14 protein-coding genes are annotated in these 18,736 nt (G+C 69.9%); 8 read left to right on the top strand and 6 right to left on the bottom strand.

Going from position 1 to position 18,736, the window contains the following annotated elements:
* Positions 1–50 precede the first annotated feature (50 nt).
* Together rpsA and cmk are read right to left on the bottom strand one after the other, a co-directional pair.
* Complete coding sequence (rpsA, locus tag NKJ47_RS10455) at positions 51–1,730, bottom strand: 30S ribosomal protein S1 (protein ID WP_010342889.1); 1,680 nt, start codon at positions 1,728–1,730, stop codon at positions 51–53.
* Positions 1,731–1,961: 231 nt separating this feature from the next.
* Complete coding sequence (gene cmk / locus NKJ47_RS10450; RefSeq protein ID WP_017913728.1) at positions 1,962–2,633, bottom strand: (d)CMP kinase; 672 nt, start codon at positions 2,631–2,633, stop codon at positions 1,962–1,964.
* A gap of 172 nt (positions 2,634–2,805) precedes the next feature.
* On the opposite strand from cmk, the gene ykgO reads away from it, so the two are divergent.
* The 6 genes from ykgO (at position 2,806) to NKJ47_RS10420 (ending at position 7,446) form a co-directional block, all read left to right on the top strand.
* Entirely contained in the window at positions 2,806–2,931 is a 126-nt protein-coding gene (gene ykgO, locus NKJ47_RS10445; protein ID WP_010342887.1) for a type B 50S ribosomal protein L36, read from the top strand.
* A 127-nt stretch (positions 2,932–3,058) separates the two neighbouring features.
* Entirely contained in the window at positions 3,059–3,388 is a 330-nt protein-coding gene (locus tag NKJ47_RS10440; RefSeq protein WP_254457862.1) for a hypothetical protein, read from the top strand.
* A 165-nt stretch (positions 3,389–3,553) separates the two neighbouring features.
* Positions 3,554–4,591 (top strand): agmatine deiminase family protein, encoded by a 1,038-nt coding sequence (locus NKJ47_RS10435; protein WP_254457861.1) that lies wholly within the window; start codon positions 3,554–3,556, stop codon positions 4,589–4,591.
* 143 nt (positions 4,592–4,734) lie between these two features.
* Positions 4,735–5,619 carry a carbon-nitrogen hydrolase gene (locus NKJ47_RS10430; protein ID WP_254457860.1) on the top strand — a complete coding sequence of 295 codons (885 nt, stop codon included), beginning with the start codon at positions 4,735–4,737 and terminating at the stop codon, positions 5,617–5,619.
* Positions 5,620–5,630: 11 nt separating this feature from the next.
* On the top strand, positions 5,631–6,167 hold the full coding sequence (locus NKJ47_RS10425) for a GNAT family N-acetyltransferase (protein WP_254457859.1): 537 nt from the start codon (positions 5,631–5,633) through the stop codon (positions 6,165–6,167).
* Positions 6,160–7,446, top strand: a complete 1,287-nt coding sequence (locus tag NKJ47_RS10420) for a TraB/GumN family protein (RefSeq protein WP_429002405.1) — start codon at positions 6,160–6,162, stop codon at positions 7,444–7,446. The genes NKJ47_RS10425 and NKJ47_RS10420 overlap by 8 nt, the downstream gene beginning before the upstream one ends.
* 140 nt (positions 7,447–7,586) lie before the next feature.
* Here the strand turns inward: NKJ47_RS10420 and NKJ47_RS10415 are convergent, their stop codons facing one another.
* From NKJ47_RS10415 to NKJ47_RS10405, 3 genes are read right to left on the bottom strand one after another with little or no spacing between them, the layout of a single operon-like run.
* Positions 7,587–10,673 (bottom strand): efflux RND transporter permease subunit, encoded by a 3,087-nt coding sequence (locus NKJ47_RS10415; protein ID WP_254457857.1) that lies wholly within the window; start codon positions 10,671–10,673, stop codon positions 7,587–7,589.
* The gene (locus tag NKJ47_RS10410; RefSeq protein WP_254457856.1) at positions 10,670–14,176 is read right to left on the bottom strand and encodes an efflux RND transporter permease subunit; all 3,507 of its coding nucleotides are present in this window, start codon (positions 14,174–14,176) and stop codon (positions 10,670–10,672) included. The genes NKJ47_RS10415 and NKJ47_RS10410 overlap by 4 nt, the downstream gene beginning before the upstream one ends.
* Positions 14,176–15,294: an efflux RND transporter periplasmic adaptor subunit gene (locus tag NKJ47_RS10405; protein ID WP_254457855.1), complete on the bottom strand. Its 1,119-nt coding sequence runs from the start codon at positions 15,292–15,294 to the stop codon at positions 14,176–14,178. Before NKJ47_RS10405 ends, NKJ47_RS10410 begins: the two co-directional genes overlap by 1 nt.
* A gap of 194 nt (positions 15,295–15,488) precedes the next feature.
* On the opposite strand from NKJ47_RS10405, the gene NKJ47_RS10400 reads away from it, so the two are divergent.
* Positions 15,489–15,872 carry a c-type cytochrome gene (locus tag NKJ47_RS10400; protein ID WP_254457854.1) on the top strand — a complete coding sequence of 128 codons (384 nt, stop codon included), beginning with the start codon at positions 15,489–15,491 and terminating at the stop codon, positions 15,870–15,872.
* A 7-nt stretch (positions 15,873–15,879) separates the two neighbouring features.
* On the top strand, positions 15,880–16,341 hold the full coding sequence (locus tag NKJ47_RS10395) for a c-type cytochrome (protein ID WP_017911097.1): 462 nt from the start codon (positions 15,880–15,882) through the stop codon (positions 16,339–16,341).
* A 666-nt stretch (positions 16,342–17,007) separates the two neighbouring features.
* On the opposite strand, the gene NKJ47_RS10390 is transcribed toward NKJ47_RS10395, so the two are convergent.
* Positions 17,008–18,729 carry a hypothetical protein gene (locus NKJ47_RS10390; RefSeq protein ID WP_343237515.1) on the bottom strand — a complete coding sequence of 574 codons (1,722 nt, stop codon included), beginning with the start codon at positions 18,727–18,729 and terminating at the stop codon, positions 17,008–17,010.
* Between the last annotated feature and the right edge of the window lie 7 nt (positions 18,730–18,736).

The raw sequence follows: 18,736 nt of genomic DNA, 5'->3' as shown, positions 1-18,736 counted from the left end.
TGGCACGGCCCGGGAAACCGGGCCGTGCCAGAAACGCTGCGTGTGGCGGATTACTCGGACTTGTTGCCGTTCAGCTGCGCGCGCAGCAGCGCACCCAGCTGGGTGGTGCCGCCCGACGCGGACTGGTATTCCTCCAGCACTTCGCGCATTTCGGCATCGTCCTTGGCCTTGATCGACAGCTGCAGGGTGCGGCCCTTGCGGTCCATGCCCACGAACTTGGCTTCGATCTTGTCGCCGACCTTCAGGTGCTGGCTGGCGTCGTCGACGCGCTCGTTGGCGATGTCGCGCGCGGCGACGTAGCCTTCGATGCCGTCGGCCAGGTCGATCGTGGCGCCCTTGGCGTCCACTTCACGCACCACGCCCTCGACCTTCGAGCCCTTCGGGTTGGCGGCCATGTACTGGCCGAACGGATCCTGCTCCAGCTGCTTGACGCCCAGGCTGATGCGCTCGCGCTCCGGGTCCACCGCCAGCACCACGGCTTCCAGCGTGTCGCCCTTCTTGAAGTTGCGCACGATGTCTTCGCCGGTGGTGTTCCAGCTGATGTCGGACAGGTGCACCAGGCCGTCGATGCCGCCGTCCAGACCGATGAAGATGCCGAAGTCGGTGATCGACTTGATCTGGCCGGACACCTTGTCGTTCTTCTTGTGGGTGGCGGCGAAGGTCTCCCACGGATTGGCGGCGACCTGCTTCATGCCCAGCGAGATGCGGCGACGCTCTTCGTCCACGTCCAACACCATCACTTCGACTTCGTCGCCGACCTGCACGACCTTGGACGGGTTGACGTTCTTGTTGGTCCAGTCCATCTCGGACACGTGCACCAGGCCTTCCACGCCCGGCTCGATCTCGACGAACGCGCCGTAGTCGGTGACGTTGGAGACCTTGCCGAACACGCGGCTGTTGGCCGGGTAGCGACGGGCGATGTTGTCCCACGGATCCTCGCCCAGCTGCTTCAGGCCGAGGCTGACGCGGTTACGCTCGCGATCGAACTTCAGCACGCGCACGTCCAGCTCGTCGCCGACGTTGACCACTTCGGACGGATGGCGCACGCGCTTCCAGGCCATGTCGGTGATGTGCAGCAGGCCGTCGATGCCGCCCAGGTCCACGAACGCGCCGTAGTCGGTCAGGTTCTTGACCACGCCCTTCAGGATCGCGCCTTCCTGCAGCTTGTCCATCAGCTGCTCGCGCTCTTCCGAGTGCTCGCTCTCGACCACGGCACGACGCGACACCACCACGTTGTTGCGCTTGCGGTCCAGCTTGATCAGCTTGAACTCCAGTTCCTTGCCTTCCAGGTAGGCCGGGTCGCGCACCGGGCGCACATCCACCAGCGAACCGGGCAGGAACGCGCGGACATCCTTGATGTCCACGGTGAAACCACCCTTGACCTTGCCGCTGATGCGGCCGGTGATGGTCTCGTTCTTCTCCAACGCTTCTTCCAGCTCGTCCCACACCATGGCGCGCTTGGCCTTCTCGCGCGACAGCACGGTCTCGCCGAAGCCGTTCTCGAGCGAGTCGAGCGCGACCTTGACCAGGTCGCCTTCGGCGACGTCGATCTCGCCAGCGTCGTTACGGAACTGCTCGATCGGCACGATGCCTTCGGACTTCAGGCCGGCGTTGATCACCACGACGTCGCCGCGGACTTCCACGACGGTACCGGTGACGATGGCGCCGGGCTTCAGCTTGGCCAGGTTGGCTTGGCTGGCTTCGAACAGTTCGGCAAAAGATTCGGTCATTTGAAATTACTCTAGTGGACACACGGACAGGGCGTTTTCTTCTGGAAAACAGCGACTGCCCACCTGGTTAGTCGGCCCGAACAGCGGCCGGGTGTGGAATGGAAAAACCGCAGCGCGGAATTGCGCGGCGGAGCCTTTGACACATTGCTGGAACATGGGTGTTGCGGATGTTGCGAGAAACCGGCGGCCGCCATGACGAGGCCACCCTGCTGCCCTGCCCCTGCGCGCTGCTCAGACCGGCAGCAACTGCAGGACGCGGCCCACCACCTGGTCGATGTCCATCCCGGTGGTATCGAGGAGGACGGCATCGTCTGCCGGCCTCAGCGGCGCCACCGCGCGTTGGGCATCGCGTGCGTCGCGGGCCATGATCTCGCGCAGCAGGTCGTCGAATATAACGGAAACCCCTTTTTCCTTCAACTGCTTATGCCGGCGCTGGGCGCGCTCCTCGGCGCTGGCGGTCAGGAACACCTTGTACGGGGCGTCCGGGAAAATCACCGTGCCCATGTCGCGACCGTCGGCGACCAGCCCCGGCGGGGTGCGGAAGGCCCGCTGGCGCTGCTTGAGCGCCGCGCGCACCTCGGGAATGGCGGCGATCGCCGAGGCCACCGCGCCGGTGGTCTCCAGGCGCAGCTCGTCGGTGGCGTCGGCGCCATTGATCCGGACCCGCAGGCCGCCGCCGGCGACCTCGTCGAAGTCCACCCGGGTGTCGAAGGTGCAGCGCACCAGGGCGGCGGCGTCGGAAATGTCCAGGTTGGCCCAGCTGGCCGCGACCCCGACCGCCCGGTACAGCGCCCCCGAATCCAGGTAATGCCAGCCCAGGCGGGCGGCGACGATGCGGCTGACGGTGCCCTTGCCGGCCCCGGAAGGGCCATCGATGGTCAGGACGGGAGCGGGCTCGTTCATGCGGTTCCTCGGGACGGGGGCGGCGCATTGTAGCGCCGACGCCGGCCCGGCTGGCGCAAGCAGTTGAAACCATGAAGAAAACCAGGCTACAATCGCCGGCTTACTGATCCCGCGACATGGTTTCGGCCGTGCCGCCCTCCTTCGAATCCACAAGTTTACGCCGAGGTGTGCCATGAAAGTCCTGTCCTCCCTGAAGTCGGCGAAGGCCCGTCACCGCGACTGCAAGGTGGTCCGCCGCCGCGGCAAGGTCTTCGTGATCTGCAAGTCCAACCCCCGTTTCAAGGCGCGCCAGCGCTGATCCGACCCGGCCTGCCCTGCCGCACCGCGCGCAGCGGTGGCCGGTCGTCGACGAAAGCCGCCTTCGGGCGGTTTTTTGTTGCCGAAGTTTGCTGTAATCGGCGTTCGTCCTCTGGGGAGTCCACCTGATGAAGCATCGTCTGTCCGTCCTGCCGCTGCTGGCCGTGTTGGGCCTGGCCGGCGGCGCCCACGCCGAGACCTTGCTGGTCGATCGGGTCAAGGAGGAACCCGCCGCGGCGCTGCCGACGCGCGGCCTGAGCATGGCCCAGGTGCAGGCGCGCTACGGCGCCCCGCAGCAGAGGCTGGAGCCGCGCGGCGGCCAGAAGCGGCAGTGGCCGACCATCAACCGCTGGGTCTATCCCGCCTTCACCGTGTACTTCGAGAAGCAGAAGGTGGTGGACGTGGTCGCCAACAAGGCCGATTCCAACGAGATCGGCCCGAAGCCGGCGATCCGCTGACGCCGGTCCCGCGCCCGCTGGCGGGCGCCCCTGCCGGACGCTCCGGCGCGGCCGTGTCGTGGTCGCCCGGCCGTGGTCCCGCACAAAGCCCCTGCATCTGCCGGTGCCGGGATATGAATGCCACGCCCTGGCGCGATGCCGGGCACAACCTGAGTAGTCGTCGCAATGTCTGATCGCCTTCGCCTTCCCGCGGAATGGGAACCCCAGTCCGCCATCCTGATCGCCTGGCCGCATGCCGGCACCGACTGGGCCGAGCGCCTGGCCGAGGTCGAGGAGACTTACATCGCCCTGGTCGCGGCGATCGTGCGCTTCCAGCGGGTGCTGATCTGCGTGGCCGATGCCGACCTGCAGACCTATGCCGAGGCGCGGCTGCGCTCGGCGCGGGTGGACATGCAGCGGGTGCGTTTCGTCGAGGCCGACTACGACGACACCTGGCTGCGCGATTCCGGGCCGATCACCCTGGCGCGCGCCGGCGGCGGCTTCCAGTTGCTGGATTTCCGCTTCACCGGCTGGGGCGGCAAGTTCCAGGCCAGCCGCGACGACCAGCTGGTGAGCGTGCTGGCCGAGCAGGGCCTGTTCGCCGACAGCGACGTGCGCCACATCGATTTCGCCCTGGAAGGCGGCGCCATCGACTGCGATGGCGCCGGCACCCTGCTGACCACCTGGCGGTGCCTGCACGAGCGCCACCCGCAGCGCAGCCGCGAATCGCTCAGCCACGACCTGGCCGAGTGGCTGGCGCAGCAGCGCGTGCTGTGGCTGGATCACGGCTACCTGGAAGGCGACGACACCGACGCGCACATCGACACCCTCGCCCGCTTCGCCAGCGCCGACGCGATCGTCTACCAGGCCTGCGACGACGCCGGCGATTCGCACTACGCCGAGCTGCAGGCGATGGGCGCGGAGCTGGCCGCGCTGCGTACCGCCGACGGCGCGCCCTATCGCCTGTTCCCGCTGCCGTGGGCGCAGCCGGTGATCGACCAGGGCCGGCGCCTGGCCGCGTCCTACGCGAATTTCCTGATCGTCAACGGCGCGGTGCTGATGCCGGCCTACGGCGACCCGGCCGATGCGCAGGCGCAGGCGGTGATAGCGCAGGCCTTCCCGCGGCACGAGATCGTGCCGATCCCGTGCCGCGCGCTGATCTGGCAGAACGGCAGCCTGCACTGCATCACCATGCAGTTGCCGGCCGGCCTGCTGGCGGACTGAGCCGCCGCGCCGCCGCCGCCCACTGGCGCAGCGCCGACCACACCCGTGCCGCCGCCATGCGCGGCGCGGGATTCATCTCCCCGGAACCTGCCGCGCGGCCATCCGCGCTACCATGCCGGTTTACCGCGAACCTTGATTCCGTAATGAGCCGAAACACTCTTTCCGTCGCGCTGATCCAGGAGCGCAACCACGGCGACGCCGCGGCGAACCTGGCAGCGATCGAATCGCGTGTGGCCGAGGCCGCCGCGCAGGGCGCGCAGTTGGTGCTGCTGCAGGAACTGCACAATGGCGCGTACTTCTGCCAGCACGAGTCGGTGGACGAATTCGACCTGGCCGAACCGATTCCCGGCCCCAGCACCGAGCGCCTGGGCGCGCTGGCCAAGCGCCATGGCGTGGTCCTGGTCGGCTCGCTGTTCGAGCGCCGCGCCGCCGGCCTGTACCACAACACCGCGGTGGTGTTCGAGAAGGACGGCAGCCTGCTGGGCAAGTACCGCAAGATGCACATCCCGGACGATCCGGGCTTCTACGAGAAGTTCTACTTCACCCCGGGCGACCTGGGCTTCACCCCGATCCAGACCTCGGTCGGCCGCCTCGGCGTGCTGGTGTGCTGGGACCAGTGGTACCCGGAAGCGGCGCGGCTGATGGCGCTGGCCGGCGCCGAACTGCTGCTGTACCCCACCGCGATCGGCTGGGACCCCAACGACGAACAGGCCGAGCAGGAACGCCAGCGCGATGCCTGGATCCTCAGCCACCGCGGCCATGCCGTGGCCAACGGCGTGCCGGTGCTCAGCTGCAACCGGGTCGGCCACGAGCCGTCGCCGCTGGGCGCGGCGGGCATCCAGTTCTGGGGCAACAGCCACGTGCTCGGCCCGCAGGGCGAGTTCATCGCCGAGGCCGGCAGCGAGCCGACCGTGCTGGTGTGCGACGTGGACCTGCAGCGCAGCGAGCACGTGCGGCGGATCTGGCCGTTCCTGCGCGACCGCCGCATCGACGCCTACGGCGACCTGCTGAAGCGCTACATCGACTGAGCCGCCCCGCCTTGGACGACCTGCAGCTGCGTGCGGCCGAGGCCGCCGACGTTCCCGCGATCACCGCGCTGTACGCCGACGAGGTGCGCCGCCACGTCAACACCTACGAGGACGTGGCGCCGGACCAAGCCGAGATGCTGCGGCGCATGCAGGACGTGACCACGCGCGGCTATCCGTACCTGGTCGCCTGCACCGCCGACGGGCGCCTGGCCGGCTATGCCTACGCCAGCAGCTACCGGCCGCGCGCCGCGTATCGCTGGACCGTGGAGGACACCGTCTACGTCGCTCCCGCGCTGCACGGCCGCGGCGTCGGCTCGGCGCTGTTGCAGGCGCTGATCGCCGCCTGCGAGGCGCGCGGCTTCCGGCAGATGATCGCGGTGATCGGCGAGCCGGGCAATCACGCCTCGGTCCGCCTGCACCAGCGTTTCGGCTTCGCGCCGGTCGGCGTGTTCCGCGGACTCGGCCGCAAGCACGGACGCTGGCTGGATACCCTGCAGATGCAACGCCCACTGGGCCCCGGCGCCGACGAGGCGCCCTCCGATGAGTGATGGAATGAACGCAATTTCCCAGGCCGACGGCGACGACGCGCTGTTCGACGGCCAGCCCTACCGCATCGTCGAACGCGACGGTGTCCGCTATACCCTGCTCGGCACCGCGCACGTATCCCTGGCCAGCGTCGCTGCGGTGGAACGGGCGATCGGCAGCGGCCGCTTCGACGCGGTGGCGGTGGAACTGGACCCGCAACGCCTGCAGGCGCTGACCGATCCCGACGCGCTGACCAAGCTGGACCTGGTGCAGGTGATCCGCAAGGGCCGCGTGGCCCTGTTCGCCGCCAACCTGGCGCTGGCCGCCTACCAGCGACGCCTGGCCGAGCAACTGGGCATCGAGCCCGGCGCCGAGCTCAAGCGCGCGGTGCTGCTGGCGCGCGAACGGCAACTGCCGGTGTATCTGGTCGACCGCGAGGTCGGCCTGACCTTCAAGCGCGCCTCCAGCCGGCTCGGCTTCTTCGGCAAGCTGAAGCTGGCCAGCGGCCTGCTCGGCGGCCTGTTCGCCTCCGACGAGGTCGGCGAGGCGGAGATCGAGAAGCTCAAGCAGGGCGACATGCTCGAAGCCAGCTTCGGCGACTTCGCCAGCGAAAGCCCGGCGCTGTACGAGACCATCATCGCCGAGCGCGACCGCTACATGGCCACGCGCCTGCGCGAGGAACAGGCGCAGCAGCGCGCGCTGGCGCTGCCTGGCGCCGCCGAGCCGCTGGACGGCAGCGCCGGCGTGCGCGAGGTACTGGCGGTGGTCGGTGCCGGCCACCTGGCCGGCCTGGCGCGGCACCTGCAGGGCGACCAGGACGATCCGGCGACGCTGCGCAAGGCGCTGGAAGACGTGCCGACCAAGAAGAAGGTGCCGTGGATCACCCTGACCCTGACCGCACTGGTGCTGGGCGGCGTGGCCTGGGGCTACTGGCACGGCGGCTTCGCGTTGGGCACCGACCTGCTGCTGCAGTGGGTGCTGTTCACCGGCGGCCTGGCCGGGCTGGGCTGCATCCTGGCCGGCGGCCATCCGCTGAGCGTGATCGCCGGCGCCATCGCCGCACCGCTGAAGCCGTTCCGCCCCGGCGTGCCGGCCGGCGCGTTCAGCGCCCTGGTCGAAGTGCACATGCGCAAGCCGGCCTACGGCGACTTCCTGGCGCTGCGCGACGACGCGCAGAACCTGCGCGGCTGGTACCGCAACCGCGTCTCGCGGGTGGTACTGACCTTCCTGCTGACCAACCTGGGCAGCATGCTCGGCGTGTGGCTGGCCGGCTTCCGCATCTTCGGCAAGCTGGCGGGTTGAGGAATCCCGCGCGGCGGCCGACGTCGCCGCGCACGTTTTGCCCTTGTGGGAGGGGCTTCAGCCCCGACGCTTCAACGGTAAGGCGTCGGGGCTGAAGCCCCTCCCACGGTTGGTTTTCGAGCGGGCACGCCGCCCACGCATCAGGACGCCGGATGCGCTGCCGCGGCGCGCTGCCCACGCGCGCGCCGCACTAAGCTCGCCGCGCCATTGCTGAGATCGTCCAGGATCGCGTAGATGGTCGGCAGGAACAGCAGGCTGACCACGGTCGAGAACGCCAGGCCGCCGGCGATGGCGCGCGCCATCGGGTAGTAGGCCGGGCCGTCGCCGAACATCTGCGTGGTGGTCAGCGAGATCGGCACCATCGCCAGGATCGCCGTGCCCATGGTCATCATGATCGGCCGCAGGCGCTCGCGCGAGCCCTCGATCAGCGCCTCGGTGCGACCCAGGCCGCGCCGGCGCAGGTTGTTGATGTGTTCGATCATCACGATGCCGTTGTTCACCACCACGCCCATCAGCACCAGGATGCCGATGAAGGCCATGATCCCGAAGCTGGTGCCGGTGATCCAGAACAGCCAGAACACGCCGAACACCGAGAACAGCACACCGCTCATGATCGCCACAGGAAACAGCAGCGATTCGAACATCGCGGCCATCACCACGTAGATCATCACCAGCGCGATCAGCAGGTTGAACAGCATCTGCCGGCTGGCCCGGTCGTCGTCCTGGCCTTCCACGCCATCGAAGCTGTAGCGGTAGCCGACCGGGAAGTCGACCGTCTTGAGCGTGTCCTCGATCGCCTGCTTGGCTTCCGGCGCGGTGACCTTGGCGCCGAGGTTGGCGGTGATGGTCAACGTGGTCTGGCGGTTGGTCCGGGCGATCTGGGTCGCGGCCGCGCGCGGACGCACATCGACCAGGCTCAGCAACGGCACGCTGCGCCCGTCCTGGGTACGCACGTTGAAGCTGTCCAGGTCCTCGGGGGATGTATGCTCGGCGCCGGCGAAGCGCACCCACACCGGCACCTCGTTGTCGCCCTGGCGGAACTCGCGCAGCGACGCCCCGCGCAGCGCCAGGCCGACGAAGCTGGCCACCTGTTCGGCGCTGAAGCCGAACGCGGCGGCGCGCTCGCGGTCCACCCGCACCGCCAGCTCGGTGCTGCGGTCGCCGCTGTCCACGCGCACGTCGCGCAATTCCTTGCGCCGTGCCAGCAGCGGCACCACGTCGTCGGCGAGTGCGCGCAGCGCCTCGGTGGAATCGCCGACCAGTTGCACCTGCACGGTCTGCCCGCCGCCGTTGCCGCCATCGCCGTCGTTGCTGTTGCCGACGTGGAAATCCACCAGCGCCGAGCGCGGCAGGTCCTTGCGGATGCGTTCCATCAGCGCCGGCAGGTCGCGGACCTGCTTCAGGTCCACGGTCAATGTGGTGCTGCTGCCCTCCTCCTCGCTGAACCAGGAATACACCTGGGTCACGTGGTACTGCGCGCGCCGCGCGTCGATGAAGCGTTCCAGCCGGGTCACTTCCTCGGCCATCTGCTCGCGCGTGTAGGCGCCCTTCCACTGGTAGCCGATGAAGACCTGCTCGCCGCCGTCGCCGCCGAACATGTCCTGCTTGGTCTGCATCATCGGGATCACGCTCAGCGCGCTGATCAGCACGATCGCGCTGACGCTCCAGCCGCGATGCGCCAGCGACCAGGCCAGCACCCGCGCGTAGCGGCGCTGCAGGCGCGGGATCAGCCCGTGCGGGGCATGCACCAGCGCCGGGGTGCGCATGCGCGCCGACAGCATCGGGATCAGACTCACCGCCACCAGCCACGACGCCAGCAGCGACACCGAGATGGTGATGGCGATCTGCGACATGAAGATGCTGATGTTGTTGGTCTCGCCGAACAGGTTCGGCAAGAACACGATGCAATGGCACAGGGTACCGGCCGACAGTGCGATGGCGACGTTGCGGGTGCCGACGATGGAGGCGCGCTGCGGCTGGTCGGGCATGCGCTCGCGCTCCTGGTAGATGCTCTCCACCACCACCACCGCGTTGTCCACCAGCATGCCGACCGCCAGCAGCAGGCCCATCATGGTCAGGATGTTGAGGGTGACCCCGGCGAAGTACATGAAGCCCAGGGTGATGGCGAAGCAGATCGGGATCGCCAGGGTCACCATCAGCGTCGACGGCCAGTGGCGCAGGAAGAAGAACAGCACCGTCACCGACAGCAGCAGGCCCACCGCGCCGGCTTCGGCCAGTTCCGCCAGCGACGCGGTCACCGCCTTGCCCTGGTTGTCGATGACCTTGATCTGCACGTCGCTCAGCGCCGGCTGCTTGCGGATCTGTTCGACCTCGGCCAGCACCGCGCGCGAGACCTCGACCAGGTTGGCGCTGCGCTCCTTGAACACGTCCAGGCCCACCGCCGGGCGCCCGTCCAGGCGCCGGCCGTAGCTCATCCGGGTCGGTTTCAGGCGCACGTCGGCGATGTCGCCCAGGCGCAGTCCCTTGGCGTCGATGACCAGGTCGCGCAACTCCTGCAGGTCGCGCAGTTCGCCGACCGGCTGCACCCGCAGGCGCTGGCCGTTGTCGTCGATCTGCCCGGCCGACAGCGAGAAGTTGAGCTTGCCCAGGCGCTCGCTCAGCGCATTGAGGCTGAGGTTGTGCGCACTGAGCCGGTCCGGGGCGATGGCGATCTCGACCTCGTTCGGCGGCGCCCCGGACACCGACACCTTGGCCACCCCGGGAATGCGTTCCAGGCGGCGCTTGAACTCGCGGTCGAGCATGTCGTACGCACCGGTCAGGTCGGCCGCGCCGGCCAGGCGCACCTTCAGCACCGGCTGGTCGCTGCTGGACCACTTGAACACGTTGTAGCGCCGCAGGTCCGCCGGCAGATCGGCGCGGATCGCATCGATGCGTTCGCGCGCGTCGGAGGCGGCGATGGCGATGTCGCGGTCCCAGTCGGAGAACTCGATGAAGATGTTGGCGCCGTCGGCGGTGGCGGTCGAGCGCATGCGCTTGATCCCGGTCATCGTCGCCAGCGCCTCCTCGGTCGGCCGCACCAGGTTGCGCTCGACCTCGTCCGGGGTCGAGCCGGTGTACGGCAGCTGCACGAACAGGAACGGCGCGGAGATGTCCGGCAAGGCCTCCAGCGGCAGCCGGAAGGCGGCGATCAGCCCGACCACCACCAGCGATACGAAGCACATGATGGTGGTGACCGGACGGCGGATGCTGAACTCGGCGACGCTCATGCCGATGCGCCCTCGCCGTCCTGCAGGCGCCGCTCGCCCTGCTCGCGTTGCCGCGCGCGCCGCCCGCGCTCGGCGTAGTACGCGTCGCTGCGGCGATCCAGGCGGTCGTAGACCACGGGGATCACCAGCAGGGTCAGCAGCGTGGACACCAGCAGCCCGCCGATCACGGTGATCGCCATCGGCGCGCGCACCTCGGCGCCCTCGCCGCTGGCCACCGCCAGCGGCAGGAAGCCGAACAGCGTGCACAGCGTGGTCATCACGATCGGCCGCAGCCGCGAGCGCGCGCCTTCGATCAGCGCCGCGCGCTTGGCCACGCCGTCCTCGCGCAACTGGTTGACCTTGTCGATCAGGATGATCGCGTTCTTGGTCACCAGGCCCACCAGCAGGATCAGGCCGATGAACACCACCACCGACACCGGCTTGCCGGTCAGCAGCAGCGCCAGCACCGCGCCGACCAGGGCCAGCGGGATGGTGAACAGGATGACGAACGGATGCAGCAGCGATTCGAACTGCGAGGCCATCACCAGGTACACCAGGAACACCGCCAGGCCGAACGCGAACAGCAGCGAGCGCGCCGACTGCGCCAGTTCCTCGCCCTGCCCGCCGATGTGCATGCCGACGCCGGCGCCGAGCGGATCGCGCGCCACCATCTCGCCCACCTCGCGCACCGCGCCGCCCAGGTCGATGTCGCGCAGGTTGGCCGAGACGATCGCCACGCGGATCTGGTCGGCGCGGTGGATCTCGCTGGGGCCGGTGGTGGCGACCACGTCGGCGACTGCGTCCAGGGTCACCGGCCGGCTGCTGCCGGGATTGACGATCAGCCGGCGGATGCTGTCGACGCTGGCGCGGTCGCTCTGCTGCGCGCGCACCAGCACGTCGATCTTGCGGTCGCGGAAGCTGTAGCGGGTGGCGACGTCGCCGCGCACCTTCTTCACCACCACGTCGGCGATCTGCCGCGTGGTCAGCCCCAGCGCGCCGGCGCGCTCCTGGTCGAAGCGGATCTGGATCTCCGGGAAGCCTTCCTCCACCGTGGATTTGACGTCGGCGAAGTGGCCGTTGCCACGCAGCAGCGCCGCCAGCTTCTGCCCGGCGTGCTGGATGGTCGGCAGGTCCTGGCCGCGCAGTTCGATTTCCAGCGGGGTGGAGAAACTGAACAGCTCGGGCCGGCTGAAACCGACCTGCACGCCTGGATGGTTGCGCATCGTCGCGCGCATGCGCTCGCTCTGCTGCGCCTCGAACTGCGCACTGCCGCCACCGGCCATGGCGATGGTCAATTTGCCGATGTTCTCGCCGCTCTCGGTGGGATTGGCGTCGAGCCGGGTGCCGCTGCCGCTGACCCCGTACAGCGCCTGCACACCGGCATCCTTGCCGTGTACCTGCTGCAGTTCGCGCACCAGTGCATCGGTCTGCCGCAGCGGCGTGCCGGCCGGCAGCTTCACAGTCATCTCGAAGCGGTCCTGCGCCAGCTGCGGGATCAGGTCGGCGCCCAGCAGCGGCGCCACCGCCAGGGTCGCGGCGAAGGCGAGCGCGGCCAGCCCCAGCACCCAACCTGGACGCGCCAGCGCGCCGGGCAGCAGCCGCAGGTAGCCGCGCTCGGCCAGCGCGTACGGCGCCATCGCCAGGTCGCTGGCCTTGCGCATCACCGGCGCGACCACCGCCACCGCGCCGCGCCACAGCCGCACGCACAACCAGGCGCCGCCGAAGAACACGCCGCGTGCCGCCGCGCCGGCACCGTGCCGGCTCCAGGCCAGCGGCTTCAGCCAGCCGCGCTGCGGCTGCCAGCGCGGCGCCGCCGGCTCCGCAGGGAACGCCAGCGGCGCACGCCCCTTGAGCGAGCTGAGCATCGGGATCAGGGTCATCGACACCACCAGCGAGATCGCGATGGCGATCGCCACGGTCAACGCCTGGTCGCGGAACAGTTGCCCGGCCACGCCCTCCACGAACACCAGCGGCAGGAACACCGCGATCGTGGTCAGGGTCGAGGCGACCACTGCCATGCCCACCTCGCGGGTGCCGACGATCGCCGCATCGAGCACGCTCAGCCCGCGCTCGCGCGCCTTGGCGATGCTTTCCAGCACCACGATCGAATCGTCCACCACCAGGCCGGTGGCCAGCGCCAGTCCGCCCAGCGACATCACGTTGAGGCTCAGCCCGAGCTGGCCCATGAAGAAGAACGTGGTCACGATCGACACCGGCAGCGACAGGCCGATCACGAAGGTGCTCCAGCCGTCGCGCAGGAACAGGAAGATGATCAGGATCGCCAGCACGCCGCCGATCACCGCATCCTTCTTGACGTCGCCGATGGCGTGCTCGATGAAGCGCGACTGGTCTTCCAGCGTGGTCAGCTCGGCGTCGGCCGGAATCTGCGCCTTCAATTGCTCCAGGCGCTGGCGCAGCGCCGCGGCGGTGGCCACGGTGTTGGCGTCGCCTTCCTTGTAGATGGCCAGTTCCACCGCCTCCTTGCCGCCCAGGCGGATGATCGCCTCGCGTTCCTTGTAGCCCTGCCGCACCTGCGCCACGTCCTTGAGCCGGATCGGCATGCCGCCGGCGACGCTGGTGGTCGCGCTGGATGTCGCGCTCTGCGCCGCCGACGCCGCGGCCAGCGCCGCTTCCGAGCCAGTGGACGCGGCGATCGCGTACATCTGTTGCAAGGCCGCATCGGCGGCGTTGCCGCTGGCGCCCTGGGTGGTCAGCAACAGGTTGCGGATCTCGTCCAGGTCGGCGAACTGGTTGACCGTGCGCACCAGGTAGCGCTGCGTGCCCTGCTCCAGGCGCCCGCCGGAGAGATTGACGTTCTCGTCCTTGAGCCGCGCGATCACTGTGTCGATCGGCATGTTGAGTTGCGCCAGCCGCTGCTGGTCGATGTCGACCTGGATCTGGTCCTCCAGGCCGCCGCCGACCTTGACCGCGGCCACGCCCGGCACCGGCTCCAGCTTCTTCTTCAGGTCCTCGTCGGCGTAGCGGCGCAACTGGGTCAGCGCGCGCACCGCCTCGGCGTCGCCGTGCGCGGCGGTCTTGCTCGACAGCACCAGGCGCATGATCGGCTGGGTGGAGGGATTGAAGCGCAGCAGCACCGGCGCCTTGGCCTCCAGCGGCAGCGACAGCGCTTCCATCTTGTCGCGCACCTCCAGGCTGGCCTGGTCCATGTTGGTGCCCCAGGCGAACTCCAGCACCACATCGCTCTGCCCGGTGCGCGACACCGACTTGAGCTTGCGCAGGTTCTTGACCACGCCGACCGCTTCCTCCACCGGCTCGGTCACCAGCGTCTCGATCTCCGACGGTGCGGCACCGGCGTACTCGGTGCGCACGGTCAGAGTCGGATAGCTCAGGTCCGGCAGCAGATTGACCTTGAGCCCGTGCAACGCGATCGTGCCGAACAGCACCATGGTCAGCGTGATCATCGCGATGGTCACGCGGCGGCGGGTGGCGAATTCGACCAGGCCGCCGCCGTGCGCACCGGCAGGCGCAGGCGGTGCGTGCGCGTCGGAACCGGCGCCGTGCATCAGCGCGCTCCGTCGGCGCTGGCCGGCGCGGCGTCGGCCACCGCGCGCTGCGGCGCGATCACCTGCACGCGGCTGCCGTCGCGCAGCGCGACCTTGCCGGCGGTGACCACCTGGTCGCCGGCCTGCAGGCCCTGGCGGATCTCCACCCACGGCCCTTCGGCATAGCCCAGCGTGACCGGCACCCGCGCGACCTTGCCGGCGACCACGCGGAACACCGCCGGCTCGCCGTCGTCGAGCAGCGCCAGCCGCGGCACCACCAGCGCATCGGTACGCTGGTCGTAATCGATGCGGATGCGGCCGAACATGCCCGGCTGCAACGCCTGCGCGCCCTCGTCGAAGGCGCAGACCACGCGGAAGGTGCCGCTGCCGGCATCCACCACCGGCGCGATGCGGTCGACCCGGCCGCGGAACTGCTTGCCCGGCAGCGCATCGGCCAGCAGCGTCACCGGCTGCCCGGTCTTGAGCGTGGCCAGTTCGCGCTCGGGCACGTTGAGCGTGGCCTCCAGGCGCGAGTCGTCGACGATGCGGAAGATCGGCGTGTTGATCTGCACGAAGTTGCCGGTCTTGATCGAGCGCGAGGCGATCACCCCGGAGATCGGCGCCGTCACCGTGGCGTAGGACAGCTCCAGCGCGGCCAGTTGGTGTTGCGCACGCACGTTGGCCAGGTCGTACTTGATCTGATCGACGTCGGCGGCGCTGACCAGTTGCTGGCCGACCAGTTGCTGCGAGCGCCGGTAGTTGTTCTCCAGCTTGCGCAACTGCGCCTCGCTCTGCGCCAGCGCCAGCCGCGCGCGATCCGGATCCAGCCGCACCAGCGGCTGCCCGGCGCGGACCTGCTGGCCTTCCTCGGCCAGCACCGCCAGGGCCACGCCGGCGGTCTTGGCCACCACCTGCGATTCGGCGCGCGCCTCCAGCGCCGCGGTGCCGCTGTAGCTGGCCGCCACCGCACGGCGGCTGGCCGCAGCCACTTCCACCGGCACCGCCTCCGGCGCCTTGTCGCCGTCGGCGGCCTTGGCCTGCGCCTCGGCGGCCGGCTTGCAGGCGCCGAGCAGCAGCGTGGTGATGACCAGCAGCGCGGCAGCGCAGCTGGCGGTGCGGCGCGAGAGCGGTCGCGTCATCGTCGTGTCCCCGGTGGATGGCGTAAATGGTGTTGTAGATAAGTAGATCACCAATCGACATCCTGTCGAATGCCCCAAAGGTCACGGGTCGCCCGCCGCGGCCAGTTTCGGAGCCGCGGAAGGTGAGGCTATACTCGGGCCGTTCCGTGTTCCCCCACGCCGGAACCCCAATCCGTCCTCCGGACCACGAAACCATGCGCACGCAGCCGCTAGCCGCTTGTTTTGCTCTGGCCGTACTCGTTTCTGTTGGGGCCGCCCCGGCCATGGCGCAGACCGCGCCGGTACCCGCCGCTCCCGCCGCCGCTGCCGCGGCACCCGCCCCCATTCATGGCAACGCCGCCAACGGCCGGGTGCTCACCTACACCTGCCAGGGCTGCCACGGCGTCACCGGCTACAAGAACGCCTATCCCAGCTACCGCATCCCCAAGATCGGTGGGCAATCGGCGCAGTACCTGACCCAGGCGCTGACCGAATACCGGCTCGGCAAGCGCAAGCATCCGACCATGCAGGCCCAGGCGGAAAGCTTCTCCGACCAGGAGATCGCCGACATCGCCGCTTTCCTGTCCACCCTCAAGTAGGCCTCCCATGCCGAACGCCGCGCACGCCTTGCGTCCCGCCCTCGTCCTGCTTGCCGCCCTGTGCCTGGGGGCCTGTTCGCAATCGCAGGTGGAATCCACCAGTAAATCCGCTGGCGACCCGGGCCACGCCAGCGGCGAGCACGGGTCCGGCTCCTCCGCCGGCCTGCCCGGCGGGCGCATCGACGCCGGCGACAAACTGGCCCACGCCAAGGGCAAGGCCACCGGGCAGAGCTGCATCGACTGCCACGGCGCCGACGGCAACGCGCCGATCGACCCGACCTACCCCAAGCTCGGCGGCCAGTACGGCGACTATCTCGCGCATGCGCTGCAGGCCTACCGCGGCGGCACCCGCACGCATCCGCTGATGAGCCCGCAGGCGGCGCAACTGAGCGACCAGGACATCGCCGACCTGGCCGCCTACTTCGGCTCGCGCAGCAGCCAATTGCGCGATTTGCACGGCGTGAACTGAGCGGGCGAGGCCTGAAGGGTCAGGCGCAGCGTCGGATGACATGCGCTGTCGCCTGCACCACGCTGCGCCCAACACGAGCGACGCAAGGGCGCACGGCGTGACCCCGAGGCGCCACGGTCGACGCGTAGCCATCGCACTGCCGCTTTTACTTGCTGCGCGACCGCATTCCAGCCCTATCCATGCGTCCGGCATCACGTCTCATGGCGGCTCTTGATGCACACGAAAAGCATCTTGGCCGATGCTGCCGCGGGGAGCGTCTAGGCACACGCGTAGGAGCGGCTTCAGCCGCGACTGGGCTTTCCCGCAAATCCGTCGCGGCTGAAGCCGCTTCTACGACACAGCACGATGCGCGGCAGGTGATTGAAGGTGCCCTTTTGCCGCGACGCGTCCTCATCGCGAAGGCCCTTGACGGCTAAAGACAACCTACTTCCGCCACAAGCACGCCGGATGCGCACGCCTTGTGGGAGCGGCTTCAGCCGCGACGGGCCTTCCCGGAGAGGCCCGTCGCGGCTGAAGCCGCTCCTACAGGAGCCGTCCCGGCGTTATTAGAAAAGTGCTCTGAAGCCGCTCCCACACAGGGCAAGCTGCGTCCGGCTCACGTGTGCTGAAAGCAGGCGATTGGACGCGCCCTCATGTTGTGCCGGGTGCGCACACCGCCACCGCCACTCAGCGGCTGCCGTTGTCTTCCTGCAACTCACGCTTGAACGGCACGTTCGGCGGCGGCCGCGCGCCGGCCGGCTGCTCGTTGAGATTGGGGTCGGTGATGCTGCAGCCACCGCCGACCTGCAGGATCGAGATCACGCAGGAAATGCTGCTGCCGGTGCCGGGAATCGGGATCTTCACCGACTTGATGCCGCGCCGCACCCACTCTTCCAGCAGCGTCGCGTTCGGCAGCCAGTACTTGTCGAACGAGGTCGGCGTGTAGTCGTACGGCGGACGCTTGAGCCACTCGCCGGCCTTTTCGATGCGCTCGCGCGTCCAGGTGTCGGTCTCGGAACCGGGCGCGCTGCGCGCCGGCGCCTGCTCGTTGCCGCGACCCTCGGCGAGGCGCACGCTGCCGTCGGCATTGAACAGGCCACTGCCCTTGCTGGCGCCGGCCCCGGCATCGCCAGGGCGGTTGCGCGCGGCCGCGCCCCAGTCGTCGCCGCGCTGCGGCGTGGCCCAGCCGCCATCGCGGGCGACCGGCGCCGGACCGCTGCCCGCGGCCGTGGCCTGGCTGCCCGGTGGCGCGGTGCCGGCCGCGGGCGCCGCCGGCTTGGCGGTGCCGCTGGCGGTGGCGGCGACCGAGGCGGCGGCTGCCGGCTGCGCGGTCGGCGCAGTGGCCGGTGCCGCCTCCGGGCTGGCGACCGGGGCGGCCGCCGGCATCGGTGCAGGCGCACTCGCGGTGGCCGTATCGGTGCGCGGCGTCGGGACTTCGATCTGCCGCACCTGCGGCACCTCGGCACTGCGCAGCACCGGCGTGGGCGCCGGCGTGCGCAGCTGTGGCACCGGAATCTGCACCTGCGGCAGCGGTGCCGGCACCTCGCGTTCGCGCACCTGCACCTGCGGCGCGGCCGGGCGCGGCACCACGATGTCGCGCGGACGCAGTTGCGCCACGGTCGGCACGTCGGTGACCACCTCGACCTCGCGCACCGGCACCTGCACGTCGGGCGGTACGATCGCGCGCGGTGCCGGCACCGGCACGCGCACGCTCGGCGGCGGCGGCAACACGAAGTCGCGCGTGGGCGTGGGCGTCTCGGTCACCTGCAGCGGCTGCTCGGCCGGCGGCGGTGGCGCACTGGCCGTGGCCTGCGCGGGTGCTGGCGGAACGGGTGCCGGCGCTGCGGCCGCTGGCGGCGCAGGCGCAGCAGCGGCTGGCGGCGTCGGGCGCGGTCGCGCGGACACGGCGCGCTGCGCACGCGGCGGGGCCGGCGACGTCGCGGCGGCGGTCGCCTCGGCCGGCGCAGCGCCGCCGCTCTCGGCAGGCGTGCCGCGGCCGACGAATTCCACCTGCACGCGTCCGGCCTGATCCGCGTCGGCGCGCGGCGGCAGCCAGCGCACGAACGCGACCCACAGCAGGAACACCGCGAACAGCAGATGCAGCAGCAGGCTGAGCAGCACGGCGATGCGCCGCCACCAGCGCTGGTCGTACGGCGCCGGATCCCAGTGCTGCCACCACAGGCGGCGGAACGCCTGCCACAGCGGCAGCGCCGGCAGGCGCAGGGGCGCAGGCGGCTGCGCCGGCGGCATCGCCGCGATCAGCTCGGGCGCCGCGAACGGCCGCGGCACGGCAGGTTGCGCCGCGATCCAGTGCGCCCACCCGTATGGCAGGCCGGTGCGGCGGTCGCGCAGCAGCTTGCGCGGCGTGCGCGCCAACAACACATCCAGGATGTCGGTGGCGCGCGTCACCGGCAGC

The organism is Xanthomonas sacchari (genome assembly GCF_024266585.1).
GTDB lineage: Bacteria > Pseudomonadota > Gammaproteobacteria > Xanthomonadales > Xanthomonadaceae > Xanthomonas_A > Xanthomonas_A sacchari_C.
This window is presented reverse-complemented; position numbering and strand designations above follow the sequence as displayed.

Excerpts from the sequence above, each read along its gene's own strand:
- rpsA (WP_010342889.1), bottom strand. The coding sequence starts at position 1,730 with ATGACCGAATCTTTTGCCGAACTGTTCGAAGCCAGCCAAGCCAACCTG.
- cmk (WP_017913728.1), bottom strand. The coding sequence starts at position 2,633 with ATGAACGAGCCCGCTCCCGTCCTGACCATCGATGGCCCTTCCGGGGCC.
- ykgO (WP_010342887.1), top strand. The coding sequence starts at position 2,806 with ATGAAAGTCCTGTCCTCCCTGAAGTCGGCGAAGGCCCGTCACCGCGAC.
- NKJ47_RS10440 (WP_254457862.1), top strand. The coding sequence starts at position 3,059 with ATGAAGCATCGTCTGTCCGTCCTGCCGCTGCTGGCCGTGTTGGGCCTG.
- NKJ47_RS10435 (WP_254457861.1), top strand. The coding sequence starts at position 3,554 with ATGTCTGATCGCCTTCGCCTTCCCGCGGAATGGGAACCCCAGTCCGCC.
- NKJ47_RS10430 (WP_254457860.1), top strand. The coding sequence starts at position 4,735 with ATGAGCCGAAACACTCTTTCCGTCGCGCTGATCCAGGAGCGCAACCAC.
- NKJ47_RS10420 (WP_429002405.1), top strand. The coding sequence starts at position 6,160 with ATGAGTGATGGAATGAACGCAATTTCCCAGGCCGACGGCGACGACGCG.
- NKJ47_RS10415 (WP_254457857.1), bottom strand. The coding sequence starts at position 10,673 with ATGAGCGTCGCCGAGTTCAGCATCCGCCGTCCGGTCACCACCATCATG.
- NKJ47_RS10410 (WP_254457856.1), bottom strand. The coding sequence starts at position 14,176 with ATGCACGGCGCCGGTTCCGACGCGCACGCACCGCCTGCGCCTGCCGGT.
- NKJ47_RS10405 (WP_254457855.1), bottom strand. The coding sequence starts at position 15,294 with ATGACGCGACCGCTCTCGCGCCGCACCGCCAGCTGCGCTGCCGCGCTG.
- NKJ47_RS10400 (WP_254457854.1), top strand. The coding sequence starts at position 15,489 with ATGCGCACGCAGCCGCTAGCCGCTTGTTTTGCTCTGGCCGTACTCGTT.
- NKJ47_RS10395 (WP_017911097.1), top strand. The coding sequence starts at position 15,880 with ATGCCGAACGCCGCGCACGCCTTGCGTCCCGCCCTCGTCCTGCTTGCC.